This window comes from Agromyces cucurbitae (assembly GCF_058349945.1).
Genome location: NZ_JBYRES010000001.1, coordinates 1,064,985 through 1,090,336, shown reverse-complemented (window position 1 = coordinate 1,090,336; position 25,352 = coordinate 1,064,985). Strand labels below are relative to the sequence as shown.

Below are 25,352 nucleotides of genomic sequence, written 5' to 3'. Positions count from 1 at the left end.
GAGACCACGATCGTGCGTGTGGTCTCGATACGCGCTTCGCGCTAGGTTTCGATACGGCGCTGCGCGCCTACTCAACCCACCGCTCGACCGACCGGTTGCGGTTTACGGGATGATGCGGTCCTCCCAGACCGTCGGGTAGCCGGGCAGGTCCTCGCCGCCGAACTTCGCGTAGTGGCCGTCGGGCATGTTCTCGTTGAGCGCGAGGTACTCGTCGACCTCCTCCGCGGTGATCGGCGACTGCGGCAGCACCCACTCCTGCGGCACCTCTTCACCGGCGAAGATCTTCTCCGCGGCGAGGAGCGGCGTGCGCCACTGGAAGTTGGAGTAGACCGGCGCGAGACCGGTGAGCCCGGTGTCCTTCCACTTGCGGAGGAAGCTCATCTCGTCTTCGCCCGTCATCACGGGGTAGTCGACGCCGGCGTCCTCGAACGCCTCGATGGCGGCGACGGCGCCGTCACCGGCGTCCATCCACACGCCCTGCACGTCGCCCTTGGCGAGCTCGTCGGAGATGATCTTCTTGATCTCGGCGGGGTCGGCGCCCGTGAAGTAGTCGACGGCCTCGATGCCGGCCTCGTCGAACAGCTTCTCGGCAGCGGCCCAGCGCTGCTCGAGCACGTCGACGCCCGGCAGGATGCGGAGCGCCACGACCTTGTCGCCCTCGTTCAGCTCGTCGATGAGGAACTCGGCCGTGTCGATGCCCCACGCGAATCCGCCGATCGGGTGGATGAACGTGACCGGGCAGTCGGTCTGCACGCCGCGGTCGAACACGATCACGGGCTTGCCCGTGTCGCACGCGCGCTCGACGGCGGGCGTCATCGCGGCCGTGGAGTTCGGCGAGATGATGAAGACGTCGCAGTTGCCCTCGTTGATGAAGTAGTCGATGTCGGCGATCTGCGTGTCGTCGGAGTCCTGCGCGTCGCGCGTCTCCATCTCGCTGATCACACCCGACTCCTGCAGCACCTTCAGCTGCTCGTTCATCGTGATCCAGCCGGTCTGGCGCCACGGGTTCGAGATCGAGGCGTTGGCGAAGCACGCCTTCTTCGCGCCGTCGCTCTTGTACTCGGACGTGTCGACCATCTCGGCGTTGATGTACTGCAGCCACGGCTGGCCGTCGGGGCCCTCGGGCACGACGTCGCGTTCGGCGTCCTGCTTGTCGAAGAGCTCCTGGTCGAACCACTCGACGGCCTCCTCCGTGGCGCCGGCGTCCTCCGTCGGCGCGGTCACGTTGGGGTCGGTGGTACAGCCGGCGAGCGCGATCAGCGCGAGGGCGCCGACCATGGCGGATGCCACCGCATACCTGCGTCGCATCACGAACCTCCCTTGGTTTCGTTGTCAGCCCTCGGCGTCGAGGGAATGGGTGCAGGGCGAGCGGATGCCTCGGCATCGCGCTCCTCCGCCGGTGCCGGCGAAGTCTGGATCGCCGCTTCGGGCGAAGTCGTGGTCGCCGTCTCGGGCGAGATCGGGGATGCCGCGTCGGGGGCGGCCCCGGTCGAGGCATCCGGCCCCGTGGTGACCGGCGCGACCGGCGTCGGCTCGACGCCCCTGCCACGGCGGCGGGCCCGGAAGGTGGTCGCCGAGTAGGCGACGGCGAGGATGATGATCGCGCCCTGCACCGCATCGCGGTACGTGGACGGGACGCCGGCGAAGTTCAGCAGGGTGAAGAGCGCCTCGAGGGCGAACGCGCCCGCCGCGGCTGCGACGACCCAGCCGCGCCCGCCGCCGAGCACGACGCCGCCGAGCACGACCGCGGTGATGGCGGTGAACTCGTACCCGCGACCGACCGAGGGGTGCACGCCCGCATAGCCGACGAGCAGCACGCCCGCGACCGTCGCCGAGAGCGACGAGATCATGAACGTCGAGGTCTTCACCCACCAGTTGCGCGTGCCCGAGAACCTGGCGGTCGTCGGGTTGTCGCCGAGCGCGATGATCGTGCGGCCGAACGGGCGCTTCGAGAACCAGATCGCGGCGGCCAGCACGACCGCGAGCACGACCACCGACCACGGCAGGATGTCGATGACGGGGAGGTCGCGGATGCCGCCGCGCCCGATCTCGCGGAAGCCGTCGGCGGGGTTGCCGGTCGCGGCGCCGCCCGTCCAGTAGAGGGTGCCGCCGAGCAGGGCGAGCATCATGCCGAGCGTCACGATGAAGCTCGGCACCTTGAGGAACGACACGATGAGGCCGTTCACGAGTCCGACGAGTGCGCCGAAGGCGAGCATGAGCGCGAGCACCGGCAGCGACTTCGCCTCGTCCTGGCCGATGAGGTTGCCGGCGATGACGACCTGCGCGGTCACGACCGACCCCATCGAGAGGTCGAACTCGCCGCCGACGATCACGAAGTACTGGCCGATCGCGACGATCGCGACCGGTGCCACCCGCTGGATGAACCGGATGAACTGGCCGGGCTCGGCGAACGACGGGTTGAGCAGCGTGATCGCGACGAGCAGCACGATGAGCAGCAGGAACACGGCGCCGCGGGGGCTGACGAGGGCGCGGCCGAGGTCGGCCAGGCGCTGTCCGGCGCCGGGGCGCTCGGTCGAGACGGCGGTCATGCGCGGGCCTCCGCTCGTGCGTCGCTGCCGTCGCCCGATGGAGTGACGCCTGCGCCCGTCGGCGGTGGCGCCGCGTTCGTGAACCGGGGCCTGCGCCGGTCGACCGACCGACTCGTGTAGACGGCGACGGCCGCGACGATGACGACGCCGCGCACGACGTCCTTGAGGAACGGGTTCACCTGCATGACGCTCATGACGTTGTCGACGACCGCGAAGATCGCGACGCCGCCGATCGTGCCCCAGATCGAGCCGCGGCCGCCCATGAGCAGGGTGCCGCCGAGCACGACCGCGGCGATCGAGAGCAGGTCGTAGCCGCCCTGCGTGCCGACGACAGGGCTGCCGACCCCGAGCCGGCTCGCGAGCAGGAGGCCGGCGAGTGCGGCCGTGATCGAGCACAGCACGTGGGCGACGATGAGCGGCCGCGCGGTGCGGATGCCCGAGAGGCGCGCGACCTGCTCGTTGCCGCCGACCGCGAACATGTGGTTGCCGGTGCGGGTGCGGGCGAGGAAGAACGCCCCGCCGAGCGCGACGAGCAGCATGAGCAGGGTCGACACCGGGATCGGACCGATGCCCGTCGCGCCGATGAGCTGGAACTCCCACGGCACCTGCCCGCTCGTGCCCTTGTAGTTCGAGTCGAGGTAGCCCTTGATGATGAGGCCGGTGCCGAGGGTCGCGATGAATCCGTTGACCTTGAGCTTCGTGACGATGAGGCCGTTCGCGAGTCCGATGGCCGCCGCGACGACGATGACCGCGGCGACCGCCATCGGGATGTTCGCGGGGTTGCCCGCCATGAGGTCGGCCGCGATGAGGCTCGACAGGCTGACCACGTACGGCACCGACAGGTCGAGCGAGGCGCACAGGATGACGAGCGTCTGGCCGATGGCGACGAAGCCGAGCACGCTCATGCCGGTGAGGATGTCGCGGATGTTGCCGGCGCTGAAGAAGTTGCGCCCGTCGAGGGCGACGAGGATCGCACCCACGACGATGACGGCGATGAGCGCGATGCCCACGATGAGGCTCGAGTCGAGACGGCGCCGGCGCGGCTTCGCCGTGCGCGCGGTCGGGGTCGTCGTGCTCATCGCAGCTCCTCCCCGCCGACGCGCAGTGTGCCGGTCGCCGCGCCGAGGATGGTCGCCTCGTCGCTGCGCGCGGGGAGTTCTGCCGAGGCGCGGCCGTCGTGCATGACGATGATGCGATCGGACATGCCGATCACCTCGGGCAGTTCGGAGGAGATCATGAGGATGGCGACCCCTTCGTTCGCGAGCCGGCGCATGAGCGTGTAGACGGCGACCTTCGCGCCGACGTCGATGCCGCGGGTCGGCTCGTCGAGGAGCACCACACGGGGCTTCGTGGCGAGCCACTTCGCGAGCACGACCTTCTGCTGGTTGCCGCCCGAGAGGAACTGCACCTCCTGGTCGAGACCCCGTGAGGTGAGCTCGAGCGACGAGAGCACCCCGGGCAGTTCGCGCCGGGTCTCTCGGGTGCGCCGGGAGAACACCGAGCGGATGACGAGCAGCGCGTTGTCGGCGATCGACTGGTTGAGCGCGAGCCCCTGCGCCTTGCGGTCCTCGGTGATGAGCGCGACGCCGCGCTTCACGGCCTGCCGCGCCGACGAGACCTGCACCGCGTGCCCGTCGAGGCGCAGCTCGCCGCGGGTGAACGGCACGATGCCGAACACCGCCTCGACGAGCTCGGTTCTGCCCGAGCCCTGCAGGCCCGCGACACCGACGATCTCACCGGCGCGGAGCGTCAGGTCGACGCCGTCGACGTAGGCGTTGCCCGCGCCCCGGAGCTCGAGGCGCGGATCGCCGACGACGGTGCCGGGTTCGGGATCGGGGAAGTACGCCGAGATCGGCCGGCCGACCATGCGTCGCACGAGCTCGTCGGTGTCGAGCTCGGCGGCGGGGCCGGTGGAGACGAGCGCGCCGTCCTTCAGCACGGTGATCGTGTCGCACAGGTCGAAGATCTCCTTCAGCCGGTGCGAGACGTAGAGGATCGCGACGCCGCGCGCCTGCAGTCGCCGCACGATCGCGTACAGGAGTTCGACCTCGTGGTCGGCGAGCGCCGCGGTCGGCTCGTCCATCTGGATCACGCGGGCGTCGACCGAGAGCGCCTTGACGATCTCGACGATCTGCTGCTCGGCGACCGTGAGGGTGCGCACCGGGGCATCCGCGTCGATCGAGTCGATGCCGAGCTCGGCGAGCAGCGCCCGGGTCTCGGCGAGCATCGCCTTGCGGTCGACGAGGCCGCGCCGCTTCGGCTCGCGGCCGAGGAAGACGTTCTGCGCGACCGTGCGCTCGGGCAGCAGGTTGAACTCCTGGAACACCGTCGCGAGCCCGGCGCGCGCGGCCTGCACGGGGTGGGTGAACGCGACCTCCTCGCCGCCGAGGCGCACGGTGCCGGCGTCGCGCTCGTAGACGCCCGCGAGGATCTTCATGAAGGTCGACTTGCCGGCGCCGTTCTCGCCGACGAGGCCGTGCACCTCGCCGGCGCGCAGCGTGAGACCCACGCCGCGCAGCACGGTCACGCCGAAGAACGACTTCTCGAGTCCCTCGGCGACGAGCACGGGCTCGCCGGCCGGTCGGGTCGTGCCGGCCGTGCCGGTCGCGGGGATCGTGCCGCTCATGCCGCCACCTCCACCCAGTCGCGTCGTTCGGCCGAGGCGAGCACCGCCTCGGTGACCCGCGCGGCGCGCAGGCCGTCGGCGAACGACGGCAGTCCGTCGGGACGCGCCCCGTCGATCGCGGCGTACGCGTCGGCGACGAAGGCGTTGAACGCGTCCTGGTAGCCCATCGGGTGCCCGGCCGGCACGAGCGAGAACCTGGCCGCGTCGGCGGCGAGGCGTGCCGGGTCGCGCTCGACGATGCTCGACGCCTCGGTGCGGCCGATCCAGAGGGTGTCCGGCCGCTCCTGCTCGAAGCGCACGCTCGCGCCGGTGCCCGAGAGCTCGATCGAGAGCGCGTTCTTGCGGCCGGGTGCGACCTGCGAGACGAGGAGCGTGCCGAGCGCGCCCGACGAGAGCTCGACGACGAGCGCGACGAGGTCTTCGGTCTCGATCGCCGCATGGTCGGCCCGCTCGGCGTAGACGGTGCGCGTCGAGGCCGCGAGCCGCACGATGCGCTCGCCCGCGACGAACTCGACGAGGTCGACGAGGTGCGACCCGATGTCGGCGAACGCCCGCGACGGTCCGCCGAGCGCCGCGTCGACGCGCCAGTCGTCGTCGCCGGGGGTGGCGAGCCAGTCCTGCAGGTACGCGCCGTGCACGCTCAGCAGCCGCCCGGTCTCGCCCGCGGCGACCCGGGCTCGCGCCTCGCGCGCCATGGGGTGGAAGCGATAGACGAAGGGCACGGCGGCCACGAGTCCGCGCTCGGTCGCGAGCTCGGCCAGCGCCGAGGCATCCGCCGCGGTCGTCGCCAGCGGCTTCTCGCAGATGACGTGCTTGCCGGCCTCGAGCGCCGCCCGCGCGAACGCGGCGTGCGTCGTGTTCGGCGTGCAGATGTGCACGACGTCGATGTCGGGGTCGGCGAGCAGGGCTTCGAAGGAGTCGTAGGCCGCACCGATGCCGAGGCGTTCGGCGGCCGCGGCGGCGCGCGACGGCGACGACGAGGCGGCGCCGACGAGGTCGGCGCGGGCGGCGCGGGCGGCACGCGAGTGCACAGCGGCCATGAAGCCGCCACCGACGAAGCCGGCACGTCGAGTGCGGGCCGGGGCGATGACGTCCGTTGTCATGCGGACATCGTGGCACACTCGCGACACCTTTTGCTAGTCCCTCGTCAAAAGTTGTTCGTTGAAAATCACATAGCACCTGTGCCGCACAACGAAGACCGTGTGCTTTACTCGGTTGCATGGTGGACATCAGCCGGGGATCCGCACTCGGCGCGTCGGGGGCCAGCGAGCTGTTCCAGCTGCTGCGCGACGGCGCCCCGCGCACGCGCGCGTCGCTCGCGCAGTCGACGGGCCTCGCCCGCTCGACCATCGCCGCGCGGGTCGACGAGCTCATGCGACTCGGCCTCGTGACCCCGGTCGCCGACGCCGCCTCGACGGGCGGCCGGCCGCCGTCGCAGTTCGCGCTCAACCCCGCGGCCCGCATCGTGCTCGCCGCCGACCTCGGCGCCTCGCACGCGACCCTCGCCGTCACCGACCTCTCGGGCACCGTGCTCGTCGAGCACTCCGAGCGCAAGGACATCGCCCTCGGGCCCGAGGCCGTGCTCGGCTGGATGGTCGAGCAGGGCCTCGCGCTCATCGAGGGCCTCGACCGCGACCGCCGCGACCTCGTCGCGATCGGCATCGGCGTGCCGGGCCCCGTCGAGCACTCGACCGGCCGCCCGGTGAACCCGCCGATCATGCCCGGCTGGGACCGCTTCGACGTGCCGGGCTGGGTGCAGCAGCACCTCGAGGTGCCGGTACTCGTCGACAACGACGTCAACATCATGGCCCTCGGCGAGCGTGCGCTCGCCTGGCCGCAGGTCGAGCACCTCATGTTCGTGAAGGTCGCCACCGGCATCGGCTCTGGCATCATCTCGGGCGGCCTGCTCCAGCGCGGCGCCCAGGGCATCGCGGGCGACATCGGCCACGTGCGCGTCGCCCGCGGCAGCGACGTGCCCTGCCACTGCGGCAATCGGGGATGCCTCGAGGCCCTCGCCTCCGGCCCGGCGATCGCCCGCGCCCTCAGGGAGGGCGGCATCGACGCCGCGACCGGCAGCGACGTCGTCGAGCTCGTGAAGCGCGGCGACATCGACGCGATCCAGGCCGTGCGCCAGGCCGGCCGCGACATCGGCGAGGTGCTGACCGCATGCGTGAGCCTCGTGAACCCGTCGGTCATCGCGATCGGCGGCTCGATGGCGCGGGCGGGCGAGCACCTCATCGCGGGCGTGCGCGAGGTCGTCTACACGCGCTCGATGCCGCTCGCGACCGAGCACCTCTCGATCGTGCAGTCGGCCGCCGCCGAGAACGCCGCCGTGCTGGGCGCGAGCATGCTCGCCATCCACCACGTGCTCTCGCCCGAGGGCATCGACGCGCTCGCCGCGCGCTGAGCCGAGGCATCCGCGCCGACCGGCGCCGGCCCCGAGGCATCCCGGGGCCGACGAAGGGTCAGAAGCGCAGGTCGCGCAGGTAGTCGTACCCGACCTCGGCGGTCTGCAGCGGCGTGACGTCGGGAGTGTCGTTCTCGACGATGTACTCCTCGATGGCGTGCGCCCGGAAGATGCGCGCGAAGTCGATCGTGCCGGTTCCGAGGTCGGCCATGTCGCCGCCGACGTGCCGGTCCTTCACGTGGAACTGGCGCACGCGCTGCGGCGCAGCCGCGATGACGTCGATCGCGAACTGCTCGGGATCGGCGGCGCCGTCGCCGCTCTGGATGCCTCCGGTGACCGCCCAGTAGAGGTCGATCTCGAGGTGCACGAGGGCCGCGTCGAGCCGTTCGGCGAGCACCTGCCACGGGGTGAGCCCGCCGCCGAGGTCGGTCGTGAACTCGTGGGCGTGGTTGTGGTAGCCGTAGGCGATGCCGTACGAGGCGGCGGCCTGCGCCTCGGCGTTCATGGTGTCGGCGAGCTGCTGCCAGTCGGCGAGCGAGCTCGAGGCGAAGTACGGCACGTTGAGGTAGCGCTGCCCGAGCGTCGCCGCGTTCTCGAGCTTCTGCTCGAGCGCGGCCGCATCGGCCGAGGGGCCGTCGTGCGACGACGAGGCCACGACGCCGATCTCATCGTAGAACGCGCGCAGCTCGGCGGCGGTGCGACCGAAGTAGCCGAGCGCCTGCTCGACGCGCGGGTAGCCCAGGTCGGCGATCGCACGGAGCGTCGTGTCGTAGTCGCCGGGACCCCAGGGCGCGCCGAGCGCCTCGCGCACCGTCCACAGCTGGATGCTGATCTTGCCCGGCGGCACCCGCTTCCACGGCTTCGCCGCGACATCGGCCACGGCGGGCGCCGCCCCCGCCGAGAAGGTCGCGGCCGCGGCCGTCGCGCCCAGCGCGCCGAGGAGGAGCCCGCGGCGGCTCAGTCCGCGCTCGCCCAGTGATGCGCGAAGTGCGCCCGCTCCGTCATGCCCGTAACACATGCTGTTTCCTTCCGTCTCAACGTCGAGAGTTCCGTGCTCGAACACTGTCGCCTACTTTTGTCGCGGCGTCAATCAAAAGTCGTCACCTGCGTACGCATAAGCCGACGTGATCACATCCGAACGGAAGCGACGCGCATCACGCGAGCACGACGATCGCGATGACGGGTTCCATGACCGCGAACGGCTCGTCGGCGCGCGCTTCGCGCCGACGGAGGGCTGACTGCCTCCCGCGACGGCGAGGTCAGCGCGCGGCGCCGAGCCAGACGACGAGCGCCGCGAGCGCGAGCATGTTGACGACGACACCCGCCCAGAACACGCGGCGGAAGCTGCGCTTGCGCGTCTTGTGCCTGAACCACTGCTGGGCGACGAGTGCGCCCGGCCAGCCGCCGGCGACGTCGACGAGGTGCAGCGTGCGCTCGGGCACCCGCTGCCCGCCCCGGCCGGCGGCGAGCTTGTCGAACCCGTAGGCGGCGAACGCGACGAGCGAGCAGGCGCCGTACCACGCCGCGACCCACCACGGCACGGCCGCCGTGAGCACGCCGACGGCGACGAGCGCGGCGAACGCGGCGAGCACCGCCCAGCTGAGGGCGGCGGGCAGCGGACGGGAGCGGTCGCGGCCGGATGCCGCGGGGCGGGCGGCGCGCGCGGCGGTCGTCGTCGGTCGGGGCATGCCGTCGATCGTACGGTGCCGGGTTTCGAGACGCTCGCTGCACTCGCTCCGCAACGACGGCGGCGGCGAGTACGCTCGGAACGTGCCAGAACCGTTCGCCCTCTTCGATCTCGAGGGCGACACGTGGGCTCCCCCGCCCGACCCCCGGCCGAGGCATCCGCACGAGACCCGCGTCGTCGCCGATTCGAGTGATCGTGTCGCCTGGCTGCGCGCCCGGTCGCAGGGCATCACCGCGACCGACGCGGCCAAGCTCGCGACCCGCGAGTCGGTGCGCACCGCGGCCCACGAGAAGCTGCACGGCTCGCGCCACAGCTTCGGCGGCAGCCGGTACACCGACCACGGCCGGGCCCGCGAACCCGTCATCGCCGAGTGGGCGAAGCGCACGCACGGGCTCGAGGGCTCGACGCTGCTGTTCCACGCCGAGACCGAGCGCCGGCATCTCGCGACGCCCGACGGGCTGCGCGTCGCGCCGAACGGCGCGCTCGAGCTGTGCGAGATCAAGACGACGTCGAAGCCCTGGCGAGGCATCCCGCGCGGGTACCTGCGGCAGGTGTGGTGGCAGCAGTACGTGCTCGGTGCCGAGCGCACCCTCGTGGTGTGGGAGGAGCACGCCGACTTCGTGCCCGTCGACGACGAGCCGAAGTGCCGTTGGGTCGACCGCGACGACGACCAGATCGCGATCCTCGTGGGGCTCGCGAACGAGCTGCTCACGGCGATCAGACCGAACCCGCAGGCCACCGATCCCCGCGCGTACTACCGGCCGGGCGCCCTCGCGTGACCACGCTCCTGCTGCACGGCCTCGGGGCCGACCGGCGCCAGCCGCTCGAGCTGTTCGCCCCTGCCGTGCGCGCCGTGGCGGGCGACGACGAGCTCGTGATCGCGCCCGACGTGCGCGCTCACGGCGGCTACCTCACCGTCGGCGAGCCCGCCGACTTCGCGATCGACCGGCTCGCCGCCGAGGTCGCCGAGACGACGCGCGCGCAGATCGCGGAGGCGACCGGTCGCGAAGCGGGCACCGGCGACCCGCTCACGGTGATCGGGCTCTCGATGGGCGCCGCGATCGCCATGCGCCTGCTCATCGGCGACCTGCTGCCGATCGACCGGGCGGTGTTCGTGCGGCCGGCGTTCGACCACCGGGCGCTGCCCGACAACCTGCGCCCGTTCCCGGTCATCGGGCAGCTGCTCATCGACGCGGGGCCCGCCGGCGCGCAGGAGTTCCGCGAGCGCGAGCTCTACCAGCGCATCGCCGACGAGTCGCCCGCCGCCGCGAAGGGGCTGCTCACCCAGTTCACGTCGCCCGACGCGGCCCGGCGCGCGATGCGGCTCGTCGAGATCCCGCGCAACCGGGCGTTCGACGACGACGGCGAGCTCGCGCGGCTCACGGGCCGAGGCATCCGCTCGCTCGTGGTCGCGGCGCCGCGCGACCCGGTGCATCCCGTGCCGGTCGCCGAGCACTGGGCCGGCGCGCTCGGCGCGCCCCTCGCGATGCTCACCGAGCGCGACGCGGGGCAGGCGCGGCAGAACGCCGTGCTCGCCGAGCACCTCGCGAACTGGCTCGAGCGCGCGCGCCGGTCGTGATCGCCGGGGTCAGGGGGCGTCGGCGGCCGCGGCGGTCGGCGCCTCGACCGGGGATGCCTCGACGGCGCGCCGCGCGTACGGCCACGCCGTGCGGCTGATCGCGATGACGCCCGCGCCCACGAGCAGGATGAATGCGGCGATCGCGACGATGTAGACGAGCACGCCGTCGTAGCCGACGCCGGGCTTCACGGCGGGGTTCAGGAACGGGTAGGGATACCACCCGACGATCGCCCCGCGGATCATCGTGTACACCGCCCACGCGAGCGGGAAGATCGCGACGGTCCAGAGCCGCCGCCACGGCACCGGCTGCCGCCCGGGGGCGAGCAGCCAGTCGAGCAGCACGTAGAGCGGCGCCCACACGTGCAGGATCTCGTTCGACCACGGCACGGTCGTCGCCTGGTCGAGCGAGATGTCGCGCAGCAGGGTGTTGTAGACGACGAACGTCGTCGTCATGTACGCGGTCGCGCAGACCCGCACGACCGTGAAGCCCGCCGTGTCAGCCGGGCCGCGGAACGCGTACCCGGCGGCGACGAGCAGCACGACCGCCGCGAGCGCGTTCGACAGGATGGTGAAGAAGCTGAAGAAGTTGACGACGAACGACGCCGGGTCGTCGACCATCGAGAGGCTCTTGGCGAACTGGCCGACGATCGCGGTGATGATGAGCGCGGCCGCCAGCACGCGCAGTACTCCGAAGACCCGACGCATCCTGCTCCCCTCGTCGCGACGCTGAGTGCAGCCTAGCGATCACGGCAAGATGGAGGCGGGAGGACGACGCATGACGCACACGAACGATCGGCCCGCGATGCGGGCCCTGGTGATCGACCGCACGGGCGGTCCCGAAGAGCTCCACCTCGCCGAGGTGCCGCGGCCTCTGCGCGTCAGCGACGAGGTGCTCGTGCGCGTCGTCGCCGCGAGCGTCAACCCGATCGACGTGAAGACGCGGGCCGGGCGCGGCACGGCCGCCGCGATCACCGGGTTCCCCGCCGTGCTCGGGCATGACTTCGCGGGCGTCGTCGAGCAGGTGCCGTACGCGGCCCACCCGCTGCAGCCCGGCGACCGGGTCTACGGCATGGGGCGCGTGCCCCGCACGGGCGGCAGCTTCGCCGAGTTCGTCTCGGTGAGCTCGATGAGCGTCGCCCCGATGCCCGCCTCGCTCGACTTCGCGCACGCCGCCGCCGTGCCGCTCGCCGCGCTCACGGCATGGGGCGCGGTCGTCGACACGGCGCGCGTGCACGACGGCCAGCGGGTGCTCGTGCATGCGGGAGCCGGCGGGGTCGGGCATTTCGCCGTACAGTTCGCGGCGTATTTCGGGGCCGTCGTCACGACGACGGCCTCGGCGCGCAACGCCGAGTTCCTCCGCGACCTCGGCGCCCATCGCGTCGTCGACTACACGACCGAGCGCTTCGAAGAGGTCGCGCGCGACCAGGACGTCGTGATCGACCTGGTCGGCAACGTGAAGGATGCCACGGGCACGCGCTCGCTCGATGCGCTGCGCCCCGGCGGTCTCGTCGTCAACGTGCCGACCGGTTCGTGGCCGACGATGGCCGAGGAGGCCTCGGCCCGTGGCATCCGCGCCACCGGCTACTCGGTCTCGCCCGATGCGCGCACCCTCGCCGTCATCACGAGGCTGATCGACGACGGCGCCGTGCGCGTGCACGTCGATCGCGAGCTGCCGCTCGCCGACGGCGCCGAGGCGAACCGCATCGTCGAGGCCGGCCACGTGCGCGGCAAGGTCGTGCTGCGGGTCGCGCCCGACCCCGCCTGACGGTCAGGTGCGAGCGCGGGTCGCCCACGACCCGCCGCCGATGATCGCGGTCGCGATCTCGAGCAGCCCGGCTCGACGGTCCGTCGCGGGCGCGGTGAGCAGCACGATGCAGGCGCCGCCGCCGTCGGGCCACGGCAGCACGACCTCGACGGCACTCGTCCGTCCGCCGGGCGCCGCGGGATCGAGCGACTCGACCGTGCGCACGACGCCGAACTCCGCGCCGTCGACCACGAAGGGCGCGACCGATTCGCCGCCCGTCGCGTCGGCCGCCGAGCTGCGCGCGGTGGCGGCATCGGCGCCCGGCCGCCAGTACCGTGCGAGCAGCACCGGTGTCGCGCCGCCGTCGAGGTCGACGGTCGTGCCGACCTCGCGCGCTCCCTCGGCGCCGGCGACTCGGGCGATCACGGCGTCGAGCCAGGCGGTCGCACCGGCTCGCTCCGCGCGGGGCACCCGGCGCAGCTCGCCCCGCAGCTGCCTGAGCGCGTGCTTCGGGTACTCGAGCACGTCGCCCGCCGGAATCCGCGTCCAGCCGCGCAACGGCACCGCGAGCCGGAAGTCGATGACCTCGCCCGAGCGGGTGTCCGACGTGCCGGGTCGGTCCGAGGAGGCGGGCGGCGCTGCGGCGCCCGACCCGTCGCCGCCGGCGAGCCAGTCGACCTCGTCGTCGTCGGGGCGCGGACGGAGCGACTCGAGCACGGCGTCGACGGGGGCGATCACCGGGTGCGGGCCGGCCGGGTCGAACACGACGCGGCCGATGCGGTCGCGGTACTGCTCGAGGAACGGTGCGAGCGCGGTGCCCCGCTGCAGGTCGAACTCGCGAGCCGGGTCGTCGACGAGGAACGCGGCGAACGACGTCACCGACGAGAAGAGCACGAGCTGGAGCGACGGCCCGTCGTGCTCGAACACCCGGATCTGCGTCGCACCGTCGGCGCCGCGCACGAGCGGCACGACGACGACATCGAGGCGCAGGGCGCGGCCGATCGCCTCGGCGTCGCCCGAGGCGAGCGCCGCGGCGAGCCGTTCGGAGCCGATGGGCTGGTCGGCTCCGACGCCGATGGGGCCGTCGGGCGGGGTCACGAGCGGTCCGGCCCCGCGTCGGCGGCGGGCGCCGCCGCGCCGTGGACGACCCAGGCCGACTCGGTCACCATCTCATCGGTGAGGGCGAGGATCGACTCGCGGAGATCGGAGTGCGGCGTCGAGAAGCTGACGAGGCAGAGGCCGCGCCGGTCGGGGAACTCGAGCCAGTAGTCGATCGCGAGCACGGGAATGTCGCTCGCGCCGAGCTGGGCGTCGCCCGAGCCGAGTCGCGTGTGCCGCACGAACCGTCCGGCGGGCAGCTCGGCGCCGACGAGCTCGTCGCCCTCGCCGAGGCGGGCCTGCAGCCGCGCGATGACCTCGTCGAGCGGGGCCGGGGCTTCGGTGCGAGCGCCGAGCGGCTGCCAGTAGCGCGTGAGCGAGAGGGCGACGGCCGCCTGCTCGGTGCGGCGCAGCATGAACGCGACCTCGCGGCCGCGCCCGCCGATCGCCGCCGAGGTCATGCGGCGCAGCCACTGCCGCAGCTGCGTGCGCAACGTCGCACCGACCTCGAGCCCCGCGAGCTGGCGATCGACGAGTTCGGCGATGCGATCGTCGACGGTCGCGGCATCGGTGAGGTCGATCACGAACCAGTCGTCGGTGAACGGCAGCACGAGGTCGACCGCGCGGTCGTCGGGGGCGATGCCCGAGCGCTGCGCACCCCCGTCGCCGGTCGCCGCGGCATCACCGGATGCGGCAGCCGGCACGAGCGCCGCGATGAGGTCGTCGACCGCGACCGCAACGGCATCGGTGCCCGCCGGATCGAACACGACGCGCGCGATGACGTCGCGGTGGTCGGCGAGGAACTCGGTGAGCGACCGGCCGCGCACGAACTCGAACCGCCGTTCCGGTTCGTCGGCGAGGAACGCGGCGAGCGTCGCCGCCGACGAGAAGAGCGGGAGCTCCCAGCGCGGCGCCGGCCCCGACGAGGCATCCGCATCGGTGTCGAAGGCGAAGAGGCGGATCTCGGTGGCGCCGTCGCGCTCGCGGACCGGCACGACCACCCAGTCGTCGCGGAGCGCCCGCGCGAGCGCCGCCGGGTCGCGGGCGGCGAGCGCCGCCGCGAGCGCGACCGAGCCGACATCGGCGCCGGGGTCGACGAGCCTCGCGGTCTCAGCCATGCCGCGTCACCTTTCGTCGGCGAGGGGGAACAGGGTGACCACCATCGTATGCCGACGCCTCCGCCGCACGTGCGGCGGGCGGCCGTACCGCTCCGATCATTCCGCGGCGGGCTGCAGGGTCACGCGGACCGTCTCGGCGCGCGTGCCCCCGAGCACCCGTCGCCGGACCTGCCGGACCGCCTCGATGGTCGTCGGGACCCGTGTCGCCCGCTCGAGGAGGCTCCGATCCTCGCGGGTCTCGAGACGGCGCACCTCTCCGTCGTCGTCGGCCGTGCAGGACAGATGCGTCGTGCCGTCGCCGAAGGTCGGCGGAATGGTGACGGTCCAGTCGCGGCCGTCCATCACCGCACGGGTCGTGAGGGTGCCGGCCCGGACGCGCTCGGCATCGGCGGCACGCTTCGCGGCGCTCGCACGGTCGTCGTCGAGCGCCCGGTCGGGGTCTTCCACCCCGACGTACTCGCCGAGCGAGGTGAGTCTCGGGTCGAGGTGCGTCGACCAGGTGTCGGGCCGTTCGTCGTCGGCGTCGCCGGAGACCGAGAACGCGAAGACCTGCAGCACGAGCGCGCCCTCGACGTCGCCGCCGCCGCGCGTCTCGAGGTAGAGGAAGCCGTCACCGATCCCGGATCCCGGCGTCTCGACCGATGCCCAGCACGACCCTGCGTCGAGCGGCTTCGACCGCAGCACGACCGCGACGCCACTGCCGTCGCCGCGGTACAGCGCCGCCCGATGCGGGAACTCGAGATCGCGGATGCGGGTCACGGGATCGAGAATGGCACGTCGTCGACCACGGTGACGCCGTTGCCGCGCGGGAACACGTACTCGGGTGCACCGCCGAGGGTGCCCTGGTACGGCAGCGCGTGGCGCACGTTGACCGGGGTCGCCCCGGCGTCGACCGCGAACGTCGCCATGCGTTCCATCGAGTTGTTCGCGGGGAGCCCGAGCGTGTTGTGCGGGAACTGCAGTGTCGTCGGATCGACGCTGCCGAACGAGCCGCCGATCTGGCCCGACCCGTCGCCGTACAGGCGGTAGAGGGGCGCACCCTCGTCGAACGTGGGCACGGGAGCGCGCCACGCCGCCTCGGACTCGCGGATCTGCGCGACCGAGAACCGGTTCGCGCCGCGCAGCGGCACGAGGTCGAGCACCTCGCCCGGCCCGAGCGGCTGCTTCGCCGCGAGCCGGTTGATGCGCGCGATCGAGGCCATCTTGCCGAGCGAGCGCGCAACGGCGCCGAGGCCGACGACCGACAGCACGGCTCCGACGATGCTGATGCCGGCGTCGACCCAACTGCGTTCGCCGGTCGAGGCGAGCGCGATGTTGCCGATCGCGTTGATCACAGCGGCGACGCCGGCCACGATCAGCAGTACGCCGGCGAGCGCCTGGCCGATGACGGGGATCCACGAGACGCAGAGCGCGAGGATGCCCGCGATCGTCGAGACCCAGCCGGCGATGTCGGTGATGACGGCGACCAGGTCGGCGCCCCAGTCGTCCCACCAGGAGTCGTTGAGGCCGTCGTTGTCGACGATGTCGCGGATGCGGTCCTCCGCGTCGCGGGCGGCGCGGTCGCGCTCCTCGATCGCATCATGGAGCTTGTTGCGGGCATGGGCGAGGCCGGCCCCCGCGTCGTCGGCGTCGCCGCCCGCGCGACGCGCGAGGTCGCGGTACTCGACGGCCTTGTGCTCGTCGGCCTCGCCCTCGGCGAGGCGCAGGTAGCGCGCCTCCTTCGCCTCGGCCTCGTCGGCGTCGTCGCGGGCCGACTGCGCGAGGTGCAGCGCCTCGATCGACGTCTCCTGCGCGCTCGCGAGCCGCGGTGCGTACTCGAGGAGGGCGAACGCGGTCTCGCGGTAGCGCTCCTCGGCGCGCGAGATCGAGTCGGCGACGTCGCCGGCGTTCGTGATGAGCGTCTCCACTGCGTCGGACTCGTCGCCGTCGAGCTCCATGCTGCGCAGCGCGTCGACGGCGTCGCCGATCGCGATCGCGACGTCGAGGTAGTCGCGGCCGCCGTCGCGCACGTGCCCGGGGTCGCCGGGGATCGGGTCGCGACCGAGGCCGAGCGCCGACCAGTCGCCGGGGCGGCTCACTGCTCGCCCTCGAGCGCCGCCGCGTACTCGCTGTCGAGCTGCGAGAACGCCTCGGAGATGCCGGAGGCGGCCTCGGCGAGGGTGCCGATGTTCTCGACCATGTCCTCGCGGGTGTCGTCCCACTTGTCGGCGAAGTCGATGAGCGCGTCGGCGAGCCCGTCGTGCCCGACGGCGTCGGCGAGCGAACGCGAGTTGTTCGACGCGTGCTCGAACTCGTGCTTGACCGCGGTCAGCTGCCGCCCGGCCTCGTCGAGCCGCGCGAGATCGATGTCGACGCCGTCGCCCATGCTTCCTCCTCAGTTCGCCCGACCAGCATACGAAGCCCCCGGCCCGAGACGCGATGGGGACCGCTGCCCATGCGGTACCGGCCCCGCCGCCGCATCCCGTTCAGGTGGAGTCGGCCGCGAGCGGCGGCGTCACCGCCCCGCCGCCAGCAGGGCCGTGCCGAGCTCGCTGCGGAGGTAGAGCATGCTGTGCCCGTACCGCGTCGAGACCACGAGGCCGGCGTCGCGCAGCACCCGCAGGTGCTGGTTCACCGCCGAGGCGGTGACGCCGAACCGCACGCCGAGCTCGGTCGACGACGCGGGGTCGCCGAGGGCCGAGAGCAGCCGGGCGCGGGTCTCGCCGAGCACCGCGGCGACCGCCGCGGGATTCGCGACGTCCTCGGCCTCCCAGAGGGCGCCCTGGCCGCGGGCGGGGTACATGAGCATCGGCGGGCCGTCCCCCACGGGCGCTGACGCGCGCCGGGTGAACATCGTCGGCACGAGCGTGAGGCCCGACCCGCCGATCGCCTGGGTACGTTCGAGCGGATGCCGCAGCCTGACCGCGAGCACGCCGTCGGCGAACTCGACCGTGCTCGTCAGCCCGTTGAGCATCGATGCGACCCCCGACTGCGCGATCATCCGCCCGCGGTGCACGACGTCGGCCTCGAGCACGGCGCGCATCCGCGGCCAGTACGGGGCGAACGACGACTCCCAGAGCTCGCCGAGCGCGGCGACGATTCGGCGCAGCGCCGCCCGGTGCGAGCCGGCGAACACCGCGGGCACCTCGCCGTGGACGGCCTCGAGGTCGCGCCGGAACACCTCCGCCGGCGTCTCGGCGAGCACCGCGAACTCGTCGTCGAGTCGGGTGAGCGGTGACTCGGGGCGGGGGTTCAGGAAGTCGGGCGTCCACAGGCGGTCGTCGATGAGGGCCGAGAGCACGGCATGGTCGAGACCCGCCCGCGCCGCCTCGGTGCGAGCGACCCACGGCAGCTGCAGCGGAAACCGCGACGGGTCGCGCACGGCCCGCAACGACAGGCCGAGCTCGCTGAGCGGCGAGATGCCGAAGCGCACGGCCGCGACATCCGTCTCGTTCAGCACGTAGCGCAACATGAAGGCATACGCTACATCAATTTCGCCGGCCCCCCGGCTCTGCCAGAACTGAACCGTGAGCCCTACCACCCCCACCGAGACCGACCCCGGCACCGGCTCGACGCCGGCCGTCGACCCCGCGGCATCCGCCCCGTCGACCGACGGAACCGCCCGCCCGACCTGGCGCACCCGCCTGGCCGCCTCCGTCGCCGACCCGGTGCTGCGCATCCTCGTCGGCGCGACCCTCATCTCGCGCATCGGCCGCGGCATCTTCCTCGCCGTCACGGTGCTCTACTTCACCCTCATCGTCGGCCTCGCGCCGAGCGAGGTCGCGATCGTGCTCGCCGCGGCGAGCGCGGCCGGTGTCGTCGCCTCGTTCGCCGGCGGCTGGCTCGCCGACCGCTTCAGTGCGAAGCGACTGCTCATCCTCTTCACCTCGATCGAGGGCGTCGCGCTCATCACCTACGTCTTCGCGGGCGACTTCGTGACCGCGCTCGTCATCGCGGTCGTCTGCGGCTTCTTCGAGCAGGGCGCGAACTCGACCCGCTCGGCGATCATCGCGCGGGCGTTCGAGGGCGAGAGCCGCGTGCACGCCCGCGCGGTGCTGCGCACGGTCACGAACGTGTCGATCGCCGTCGGCTCGGGGCTCGGCGCGCTCGCCCTCGCGCTCGGCACCGCCGAGGCGTACCGCGGGCTCATCATCGGCGCGGGCGTGCTCTACCTGCTGGGCCTGTTCCAGCTCGTGCGGCTGCCCGCGCACGTCGACGCGCCGGCGCGGCCGGCGGTCGCCGAGGTGGTCACCGCGACCGGGTCGGTGGATGCCGCGGCCACCGCCGACGCGATCGCCGCGGAGCGGCGCGACTGGCGGTCGCACTCGCCGTGGCGGGACCCGCGATACCTCGCGCTCACGGTGCTCAGCGCGATCTTCGGCATGCAGTTCGGAGTCGGCGAGCTCGGCGTGCCGCTGTGGATCACGCGCGAGACCGCGGCGCCCGAGGTGCTCATCGCCGCGCTGCTCATCCTCAACACGGTCATCGTCGTCGTCTTCCAGGTGCCGATGTCGCGCGGCACGCACGACCTGCGGGTGGCGGGGCGCGTCTCGGCGATCGCCGCCTGGCTCATGGCCGCCGCGTGCCTCGTCTATGCCGCCGCGGCGGGACTGCCCACGGGCTTCGCCATCGCGGTGCTCGTCGTCGCCGCGCTCGCGCACGCCTTCGCCGAGGTGCTGTCGCAGGCGGGCGGCTGGGGGCTCAGCTTCGAGCTCGCCGACCCCGTGCGGGCCGGCACCTACCAGGGCGTGTTCGGCATGGGCTACTCGGTCGGCGCGCTCGCGGCCCCGCTCGTGGTCAACGCGACGGCGATCTCGCACGGCGTGTGGGGTTGGGGGGTGCTCGCCGCGATCTTCCTCGCCGCGGGCCTCGGCACGGCCTGGATCGCCCGCCGGGCGGCTCGCGCCGCGGCATCCGCGGCCGCCGCCTGACCGCGCGCGGGGCTGCGCCGGTCTGTCATCGCCCGGGCACGGCACGACGGCTCACCGCTCCGGGGTGCATTCCCGACCGACGCGCGGCGTGTCGGGTCGAGCTGTGTCGCAGAAGCACCCCCGGAGTGCCGGGCGGAGCGCCGAGGGCACGTGCGCGGCCGGCGGAAGCGGAGCGGGGGGGGTGCGCGCGTCAGGCGAGGGGCTGCGCGAGTACCCAGTCGTTCTCGATGCGGCCGCCGACGGTGAAGTGCTTGCGGCCGGCCTTGGTGAAGCCGTGCTTCTCGTAGAAGCGGATGGCTCGCGCGTTCTCCTCATTCACGCCGAGCCAGCAGACGAGCGCCCCGGTGGCGCGCGCGGCGTCGAGCGTCGCGGCCATGAGCGGCGACGCGATGCCGCCGCCGTGCTCGTCGGCGCGCGTGTAGAACTTGCTGAGCTCGACCGCGGGCCGTGCGGTGACGGCGGCCGCGGCATCCGTATCGCGCGGTTCGCCGCCGATCAGCATGCTGTAGCCGACGAGACGGGCGGACGCCTCGGCCAGGCGCTCGGCCACGAGCACGACCCGGTCGGGATCGGCGAGATACCCCGCGAAGTGCCCGACCGTGAAGTTGCGCGCGACGAAGTCCGCAACGGCCTCGGCCGTGGTGTGCGGCGGGCACGCGAGCGGAAACGTCTCGGCGGCGAGCTCGGCGAGCGCGTCGACGTCGGCCGCGGCAGCGGGGCGGATGAGGAGTTCGGTCACGCCGGTCACGTCGCGATTCTGCCAGAGGGGGCGACGCCGCGGTCGCGTGTGACGCAGGTGACGGCGCCGGGCGGTCGGGTCGCCGGCGACGCCGCGCCGGAGGGGGCCGGCTCTGTCGCCCGGCCGAGCGTGCGTGTCATGATCGGCGCATGGCCGACCGCAGCTCGCCCCTCTTCGCCCACTCCGACGACGGGCGCTCGTTCACGATCCCGGATGCCTCGGGCACGCCGTTCACCGCGGGCACACTGCTGCTCGTGGTCGTCGACGACGACCGCCACCTCGGCCTCGTCGAGGAGCGCGAGACCGACGACGCGGGCCCGCAGTCGGTGCGCGGTCGCCTGCTCGGGCGGATCGTGGGCACCGGCTTCGACCTGCGGGGCGGTCAGCCGTTCGAGGCCGCGGCCGTCGAGATGGCCGACGCCGACACGATCGACCACGTGCACTCGGCGATGGGCGCAACCCTCGAGATCGGCGTCAACCTCAGCCCGCCGGTGCGGCCTGCCCGGCTGCTCGGCCACCGCTTCAACCGGCACACGTTCTGGGTCGGCCAGAGCGGCTCGGGCAAGACCTACGCGCTCGGCGTCGTGCTCGAGCAGCTCATCGCGCACACGGCGCTGCCGGTCGTCGTCTTCGATCCGAACTCCGACTTCGTGCGCCTCGGCGAGCTCAACCCCGACGCCAGCGGGCCGACGGCCGACCTGCTGCGGCAGCGCGTCATCCGGGTGCTGCGGCCCTCGACACCGGGGACCGAGCCGCTACGCGCCCGCTTCCGGACGCTGAGCCTCGAAGCGAAGGCAGCAGTGCTGCGCCTCGACCCCGTCGTCGACCGCGAGGAGTTCAACGCGATCGTGCATCTCGGTGACACGCTGAGCGCCGACGAGCCCGACGAGGTGCTGCCCGAGCTGCTGGGCTCGAGCGACCCCGTGCAGCGCGCGCTCGGCCTGCGCATCGAGAACATGGGTGTGCTCGACTGGGAGGTGTGGGCCGGTCACCACCGCGAGGCCTCGCTCATCGTCGAGGAGCGCGCCGACGCCACGGTGCTCGACCTCGGCGGGTTCTCGACCCCCGAGCAGCACCTCGTCGTCGCGCTGCAGGTGCTCGACGACCTCTGGAACCGCCGCGAGGAGCGACGCCCGACGCTGCTCGTCATCGACGAGGCGCACAACCTGTGCTCGCCCGCGCCCGCCTCCGCGCTCGCGGTCGCGGTGCGCGACCGCATCGAGCAGATCGCCGCCGAGGGGCGCAAGTACGGCCTCTGGCTGCTGCTCTCGACGCAGCGGCCGTCGAAGGTGCACCCCGGCATCGTGTCGCAGTGCGACAACCTCGCGCTCATGAAGATGAGCTCGCCGATCGACCTCGCGAACCTCGCCGAGTACTTCGGCTACGCCCCCACCGCGCTCATCGCCCGGTCGCCGTGGTTCCGGCAGGGCGAGGCGCTCTTCGCCGGCGGCTTCGCGCCGGCGCCGATGCTGCTCTCGATGAACGCGCGGCTCACGCCCGAGGGCGGCAGCGACGTGGGCGTGCCGCTGCGCTGACGACACCTCGCTGGTCGAGAAGCGAGCGACGAAGGAGCACGCGTATCGAAACCCGGTGAGCCGGTCTCGAGAGCGTCTCACCGGGTTTCGAGACGCGTCGCCGCTCCACGTCGGCGCTCCTCGACCAGCGCATGCGGGGACGCCCCGGCGGGATCGTGTCCCGCCGGGGCATCCCCGGTCTCCCGCCCGCGTGGGCGGTGCCCGTCACAGGAAGCGGGCGTACGCCCCCAGCGTGAGGAACGTGGGGAACTCGGGCTCGAGCGCGACCGAGCGGAACACCTGGATCGCGTCGTCGAAGCGGTCGCCTTCGAAGCGGGGCAGGCCGCGCACCGCCTCGCCCATCGCCTGGACGATGTACGTCTGGTCGATGCGCGTGCCCTCGGCGGTGATCGTGTTGTCGTGCAGCCACTGCCAGATCTGCGAGCGCGAGATCTCGGCCGTCGCCGCGTCCTCCATGAGGTTCTCGATCGCGGCCGCGCCGATGCCGCGCAGCCACGACTCGATGTACCGGATCGCGATCTGGATGTTGTCGATCACGCCGGCCTCGGTCACGGCGCCGCCCACCGACGGGATGTCGAGCAGCTGGGCCGCGGTGACCTCGACGTCCTCGCGCAGGCGGTCGAGCTGGTTCGGGCGGTCGCCGAGCACGGCGTCGAACTCGGCGCGAGCCGTCGGGATGAGGTCGGGGTGCGCGACCCACGTGCCGTCGAACCCGTCGCCCGCCTCGCGGCGCTTGTCGGCCGAGACGGCGGCGAGCGCTCGCTCGGTCACCTCGGGGTCGCGGCGGTTCGGGATGAACGCGCTCATGCCGCCGATGGCATACGCCCCGCGCTGGTGCGCGGTCGAGACGAGCAGCTCGGTGTAGGCCCGCATGAACGGCACCGTCATCGTGATCTGCGTGCGGTCGGGGAAGACCCAGCGGCGGCCGCGGCTGCGGAACGTCTTCACGATCGAGAAGATGTAGTCCCAGCGGCCCGCGTTGAGGCCGGCGCAGTGGTCGCGCAGCTCGAAGAGGATCTCCTCCATCTGGAACGCGGCCTGGATCGTCTCGATGAGGACGGTCGCGCGCACCGTGCCCTGCGGGATGCCGACGTAGTCCTGGGCGAAGACGAAGATGTCGTTCCAGAGCTTCGCCTCGCGGTGCGACTCGAGCTTCGGCAGGTAGAAGTAGGGGCCCTTGCCGAGCTCGATGAGCTTGCGCGCGTTGTGGAAGAAGTAGAGGCCGAAGTCGACGAGCGACCCCGAGGCGTGCATCGCGCGGCCCGACCGGTCGTGGAACTTCAGGTGCTTCTCGGTGAGGTGCCAGCCGCGCGGGCGGAACACGATCGTCGGGGTCTCGGCGATCGGGCGCTCGATGCGGTACTGCTTGCCCTCGGGGCTCGTGAACTCGAGCCGGTCGCGCAGCGCGTCGAAGAGGCTCAGCTGGCCCTCGACGACGTTGCGCCACGTGGGACTCGTCGCGTCCTCCTGGTCGGCGAGCCAGACCTTCGCGTCGCTGTTGAGCGCGTTGATCGCCATCTTGCGGTCGGTCGGGCCGGTGATCTCGACGCGGCGGTCCTCGAGGCCGGGGCCCGCGCCGGCGACGCGCCAGGTGCGGTCCTCGCGGATGCGGGCGGTCTCGGGCAGGAACTTCGGGTCGCGGCCGTTCGCCGCGTCGACGCGGGTCTGCAGGCGCGCGGCGAGCAGCTCGTGGCGGGTGTGCGCGAAGCGGTCGTGCAGCTCGGCGAGGAACTCGAGCGCCTCGGGGGTGAGGATCTCGCCATACCGTTCGGAGAATTCGGTGCGCTCGCCGAGCGGTGCGGTGATCTCGATGCGCGGGTCGACGACGGCGAAGCTGCCCGTCGCGGTGCGCGGCTCGGTCTCGGTGCGTTCGAGGGTGATGGTGCTCATTGTTTCGTCTCCTTGCGACGTGCCGGTCGAGTAGCGCGGAGCGCGTATCGAGACCCGTGGTGGTGGTCTCGATACGGCGCTTCGCGCCTACTCGACCGACGAGTGCGTCAGTGGTTGAACTGGTCTTCCTCGGTCGATCCGACGAGGGCGAGCGTGGCGCTCTGCGGGTTCAGCGCGGTGGCGATCTGGTCGAAGTAGCCGGTGCCGACCTCGCGCTGGTGGCGCGTGGCGGTGTAGCCGGCGGCCTCCGAGGCGAATTCCGCCTCCTGGAGCTCGACGTAGGCCGACATGTGACGCTCGTTGTAGTCCTTCGCGAGCGTGAACATGGAGTGGTTGAGGGCGTGGAAGCCCGCGAGGGTGATGAACTGGAACGCGTAGCCCATCGACGCGAGCTCGCGCTGGAACTTCGCGATCTGGTCGTCGTCGAGGTGGCGCTTCCAGTTGAACGAGGGCGAGCAGTTGTACGAGAGGCGCTTGCCCGGGAACTTCGCGTGCACGGCCTCGGCGAACCGGCGGGCGAGGTCGAGGTCGGGCTCGGCCGACTCGACCCAGAGCAGGTCGGCGTACTCGGCGTAGGCGAGGCCGCGGGCGATGACGGGCTCGATGCCGTTCTGCACCTCGTAGAAGCCCTCGGCGGTGCGCTCGCCCGTGACGAACGGGCGGTCGCGCTCGTCGTGGTCGCTCGTCAGCAGGGTCGCGGCGAGCGCGTCGGTGCGGGCGATGATGATCGACGGCACGCCCGCGACGTCGGCCGCGAGGCGGGCCGCGTTGATCGTGCGGATGTGCTGCGAGGTCGGGATGAGCACCTTGCCGCCCATGTGGCCGCACTTCTTCTCGCTCGCGAGCTGGTCCTCCCAGTGCACGCCGGCGGCGCCGGCCTCGATCATCTGGTGCATGAGCTCGTAGGCGTTGAGGGGTCCGCCGAAGCCGGCCTCGGCGTCGGCGACGATCGGCGCCATCCAGTCGGCGATGCCCGTGGCAGTGGCATCCGTCTCGATCTGGCCGGCGCGCAGGAGCGCGTTGTTGATGCGGCGCACGACGGCCGGCACCGAGTTCGCGGGGTAGAGCGACTGGTCGGGGTAGGTCTGGCCCGAGAGGTTCGCGTCGGCGGCGACCTGCCAGCCCGAGAGGTAGATGGCCTTGAGGCCCGCGCGCACCTGCTGCACGGCCTGGTTGCCGGTGAGGGCTCCGAGCGCGGCCGACCACTCGGGGTCCTCCATGCGCTCGAACGCGTTGCCCGTGTTCTTCTGGATGTTCTCCCAGAGCTTCTCGGCGCCGCGCTTGGCGAGCGTGCGCTCCTCGCGGACCGGGCCGCGGAGGGCGATGACGTCCTCGGCGGTGTAGTCGCGGCGGACGCCCTCCCAGCGCGGGTCGGCGTCCCACTCGAGCTGCAGCTCGGCCGCGGTCTGGGTCTGGTCGCCGGGGCGGGTCGGGGTGCTCATGGGGTGCTCCTTCGGTGGTGCTGCTGTG

23 protein-coding genes are annotated in these 25,352 nt (G+C 72.6%); 6 read left to right on the top strand and 17 right to left on the bottom strand.

Annotation, left to right across the window (positions count from 1 at the left end):
• Positions 1-102: 102 nt before the first annotated feature.
• From AC3RJ6_RS05085 to AC3RJ6_RS05065, 5 genes are read right to left on the bottom strand one after another with little or no spacing between them, the layout of a single operon-like run.
• A complete protein-coding gene (locus tag AC3RJ6_RS05085; RefSeq protein WP_491425800.1) occupies positions 103-1,308 on the bottom strand; it encodes a substrate-binding domain-containing protein in 1,206 nt (401 codons plus the stop codon).
• Entirely contained in the window at positions 1,308-2,549 is a 1,242-nt protein-coding gene (locus AC3RJ6_RS05080; RefSeq protein ID WP_491425799.1) for an ABC transporter permease, read from the bottom strand. The genes AC3RJ6_RS05085 and AC3RJ6_RS05080 overlap by 1 nt, the downstream gene beginning before the upstream one ends.
• Complete coding sequence (locus AC3RJ6_RS05075) at positions 2,546-3,628, bottom strand: ABC transporter permease (protein ID WP_491425798.1); 1,083 nt, start codon at positions 3,626-3,628, stop codon at positions 2,546-2,548. Before AC3RJ6_RS05075 ends, AC3RJ6_RS05080 begins: the two co-directional genes overlap by 4 nt.
• Positions 3,625-5,175, bottom strand: a complete 1,551-nt coding sequence (locus AC3RJ6_RS05070; RefSeq protein WP_491425796.1) for a sugar ABC transporter ATP-binding protein — start codon at positions 5,173-5,175, stop codon at positions 3,625-3,627. Before AC3RJ6_RS05070 ends, AC3RJ6_RS05075 begins: the two co-directional genes overlap by 4 nt.
• On the bottom strand, positions 5,172-6,278 hold the full coding sequence (locus AC3RJ6_RS05065; RefSeq protein WP_491425795.1) for a Gfo/Idh/MocA family protein: 1,107 nt from the start codon (positions 6,276-6,278) through the stop codon (positions 5,172-5,174). The genes AC3RJ6_RS05070 and AC3RJ6_RS05065 overlap by 4 nt, the downstream gene beginning before the upstream one ends.
• A 116-nt stretch (positions 6,279-6,394) precedes the next feature.
• Between AC3RJ6_RS05065 and AC3RJ6_RS05060 the strand changes: the two genes are divergently transcribed.
• Positions 6,395-7,582, top strand: a complete 1,188-nt coding sequence (locus AC3RJ6_RS05060; RefSeq protein ID WP_491425794.1) for an ROK family transcriptional regulator — start codon at positions 6,395-6,397, stop codon at positions 7,580-7,582.
• A gap of 58 nt (positions 7,583-7,640) precedes the next feature.
• Here AC3RJ6_RS05060 and AC3RJ6_RS05055 read toward each other — a convergent pair whose 3' ends face one another.
• Positions 7,641-8,600 carry a sugar phosphate isomerase/epimerase family protein gene (locus tag AC3RJ6_RS05055; RefSeq protein ID WP_491425793.1) on the bottom strand — a complete coding sequence of 320 codons (960 nt, stop codon included), beginning with the start codon at positions 8,598-8,600 and terminating at the stop codon, positions 7,641-7,643.
• 241 nt (positions 8,601-8,841) lie between these two features.
• On the bottom strand, positions 8,842-9,270 hold the full coding sequence (locus AC3RJ6_RS05050; RefSeq protein WP_491425792.1) for a DUF1294 domain-containing protein: 429 nt from the start codon (positions 9,268-9,270) through the stop codon (positions 8,842-8,844).
• An 82-nt stretch (positions 9,271-9,352) separates the two neighbouring features.
• Here AC3RJ6_RS05050 and AC3RJ6_RS05045 point away from each other — a divergent pair, with 82 nt between their 5' ends.
• Both AC3RJ6_RS05045 and AC3RJ6_RS05040 read left to right on the top strand, forming a co-directional pair.
• A complete protein-coding gene (locus AC3RJ6_RS05045; protein WP_491425791.1) occupies positions 9,353-10,048 on the top strand; it encodes a YqaJ viral recombinase family protein in 696 nt (231 codons plus the stop codon).
• Positions 10,045-10,848, top strand: coding sequence for an alpha/beta fold hydrolase (locus AC3RJ6_RS05040; protein WP_491425789.1), 804 nt, complete (start codon positions 10,045-10,047; stop codon positions 10,846-10,848). The genes AC3RJ6_RS05045 and AC3RJ6_RS05040 overlap by 4 nt, the downstream gene beginning before the upstream one ends.
• A 9-nt stretch (positions 10,849-10,857) precedes the next feature.
• Here the strand turns inward: AC3RJ6_RS05040 and AC3RJ6_RS05035 are convergent, their stop codons facing one another.
• The gene (locus tag AC3RJ6_RS05035; protein ID WP_491425788.1) at positions 10,858-11,553 is read right to left on the bottom strand and encodes a Pr6Pr family membrane protein; all 696 of its coding nucleotides are present in this window, start codon (positions 11,551-11,553) and stop codon (positions 10,858-10,860) included.
• Between the two features lie 70 nt (positions 11,554-11,623).
• Here AC3RJ6_RS05035 and AC3RJ6_RS05030 point away from each other — a divergent pair, with 70 nt between their 5' ends.
• A complete protein-coding gene (locus tag AC3RJ6_RS05030) occupies positions 11,624-12,613 on the top strand; it encodes an NADP-dependent oxidoreductase (RefSeq protein ID WP_491425787.1) in 990 nt (329 codons plus the stop codon).
• A gap of 3 nt (positions 12,614-12,616) precedes the next feature.
• On the opposite strand, the gene AC3RJ6_RS05025 is transcribed toward AC3RJ6_RS05030, so the two are convergent.
• The 6 genes from AC3RJ6_RS05025 to AC3RJ6_RS05000 all read right to left on the bottom strand — a co-directional run bounded on the left by AC3RJ6_RS05025 (position 12,617) and on the right by AC3RJ6_RS05000 (position 18,259).
• A complete protein-coding gene (locus AC3RJ6_RS05025) occupies positions 12,617-13,690 on the bottom strand; it encodes a hypothetical protein (RefSeq protein WP_491425786.1) in 1,074 nt (357 codons plus the stop codon).
• Positions 13,687-14,808 carry a hypothetical protein gene (locus AC3RJ6_RS05020; protein ID WP_491425785.1) on the bottom strand — a complete coding sequence of 374 codons (1,122 nt, stop codon included), beginning with the start codon at positions 14,806-14,808 and terminating at the stop codon, positions 13,687-13,689. Before AC3RJ6_RS05020 ends, AC3RJ6_RS05025 begins: the two co-directional genes overlap by 4 nt.
• 96 nt (positions 14,809-14,904) lie before the next feature.
• Entirely contained in the window at positions 14,905-15,567 is a 663-nt protein-coding gene (locus AC3RJ6_RS05015; RefSeq protein WP_491425784.1) for a hypothetical protein, read from the bottom strand.
• A complete protein-coding gene (locus tag AC3RJ6_RS05010; protein ID WP_491425783.1) occupies positions 15,564-16,886 on the bottom strand; it encodes a putative T7SS-secreted protein in 1,323 nt (440 codons plus the stop codon). Before AC3RJ6_RS05010 ends, AC3RJ6_RS05015 begins: the two co-directional genes overlap by 4 nt.
• Positions 16,883-17,173 carry a hypothetical protein gene (locus AC3RJ6_RS05005; protein ID WP_491425782.1) on the bottom strand — a complete coding sequence of 97 codons (291 nt, stop codon included), beginning with the start codon at positions 17,171-17,173 and terminating at the stop codon, positions 16,883-16,885. The genes AC3RJ6_RS05010 and AC3RJ6_RS05005 overlap by 4 nt, the downstream gene beginning before the upstream one ends.
• 129 nt (positions 17,174-17,302) lie before the next feature.
• Entirely contained in the window at positions 17,303-18,259 is a 957-nt protein-coding gene (locus AC3RJ6_RS05000) for an ArsR/SmtB family transcription factor (protein WP_491425781.1), read from the bottom strand.
• A gap of 55 nt (positions 18,260-18,314) precedes the next feature.
• Here AC3RJ6_RS05000 and AC3RJ6_RS04995 point away from each other — a divergent pair, with 55 nt between their 5' ends.
• A complete protein-coding gene (locus AC3RJ6_RS04995) occupies positions 18,315-19,718 on the top strand; it encodes an MFS transporter (protein WP_491425780.1) in 1,404 nt (467 codons plus the stop codon).
• A 190-nt stretch (positions 19,719-19,908) separates the two neighbouring features.
• On the opposite strand, the gene AC3RJ6_RS04990 is transcribed toward AC3RJ6_RS04995, so the two are convergent.
• A complete protein-coding gene (locus AC3RJ6_RS04990) occupies positions 19,909-20,466 on the bottom strand; it encodes a GNAT family N-acetyltransferase (protein ID WP_491425779.1) in 558 nt (185 codons plus the stop codon).
• A 140-nt stretch (positions 20,467-20,606) separates the two neighbouring features.
• Here AC3RJ6_RS04990 and AC3RJ6_RS04985 point away from each other — a divergent pair, with 140 nt between their 5' ends.
• Positions 20,607-21,992, top strand: a complete 1,386-nt coding sequence (locus AC3RJ6_RS04985) for an ATP-binding protein (protein WP_491425777.1) — start codon at positions 20,607-20,609, stop codon at positions 21,990-21,992.
• 204 nt (positions 21,993-22,196) lie between these two features.
• Here AC3RJ6_RS04985 and aceB read toward each other — a convergent pair whose 3' ends face one another.
• Together aceB and aceA are read right to left on the bottom strand one after the other, a co-directional pair.
• On the bottom strand, positions 22,197-23,882 hold the full coding sequence (gene aceB / locus AC3RJ6_RS04980) for a malate synthase A (protein ID WP_491425775.1): 1,686 nt from the start codon (positions 23,880-23,882) through the stop codon (positions 22,197-22,199).
• 107 nt (positions 23,883-23,989) lie between these two features.
• Positions 23,990-25,324 (bottom strand): isocitrate lyase, encoded by a 1,335-nt coding sequence (aceA, locus tag AC3RJ6_RS04975; RefSeq protein WP_491425774.1) that lies wholly within the window; start codon positions 25,322-25,324, stop codon positions 23,990-23,992.
• Positions 25,325-25,352 lie beyond the last annotated feature (28 nt).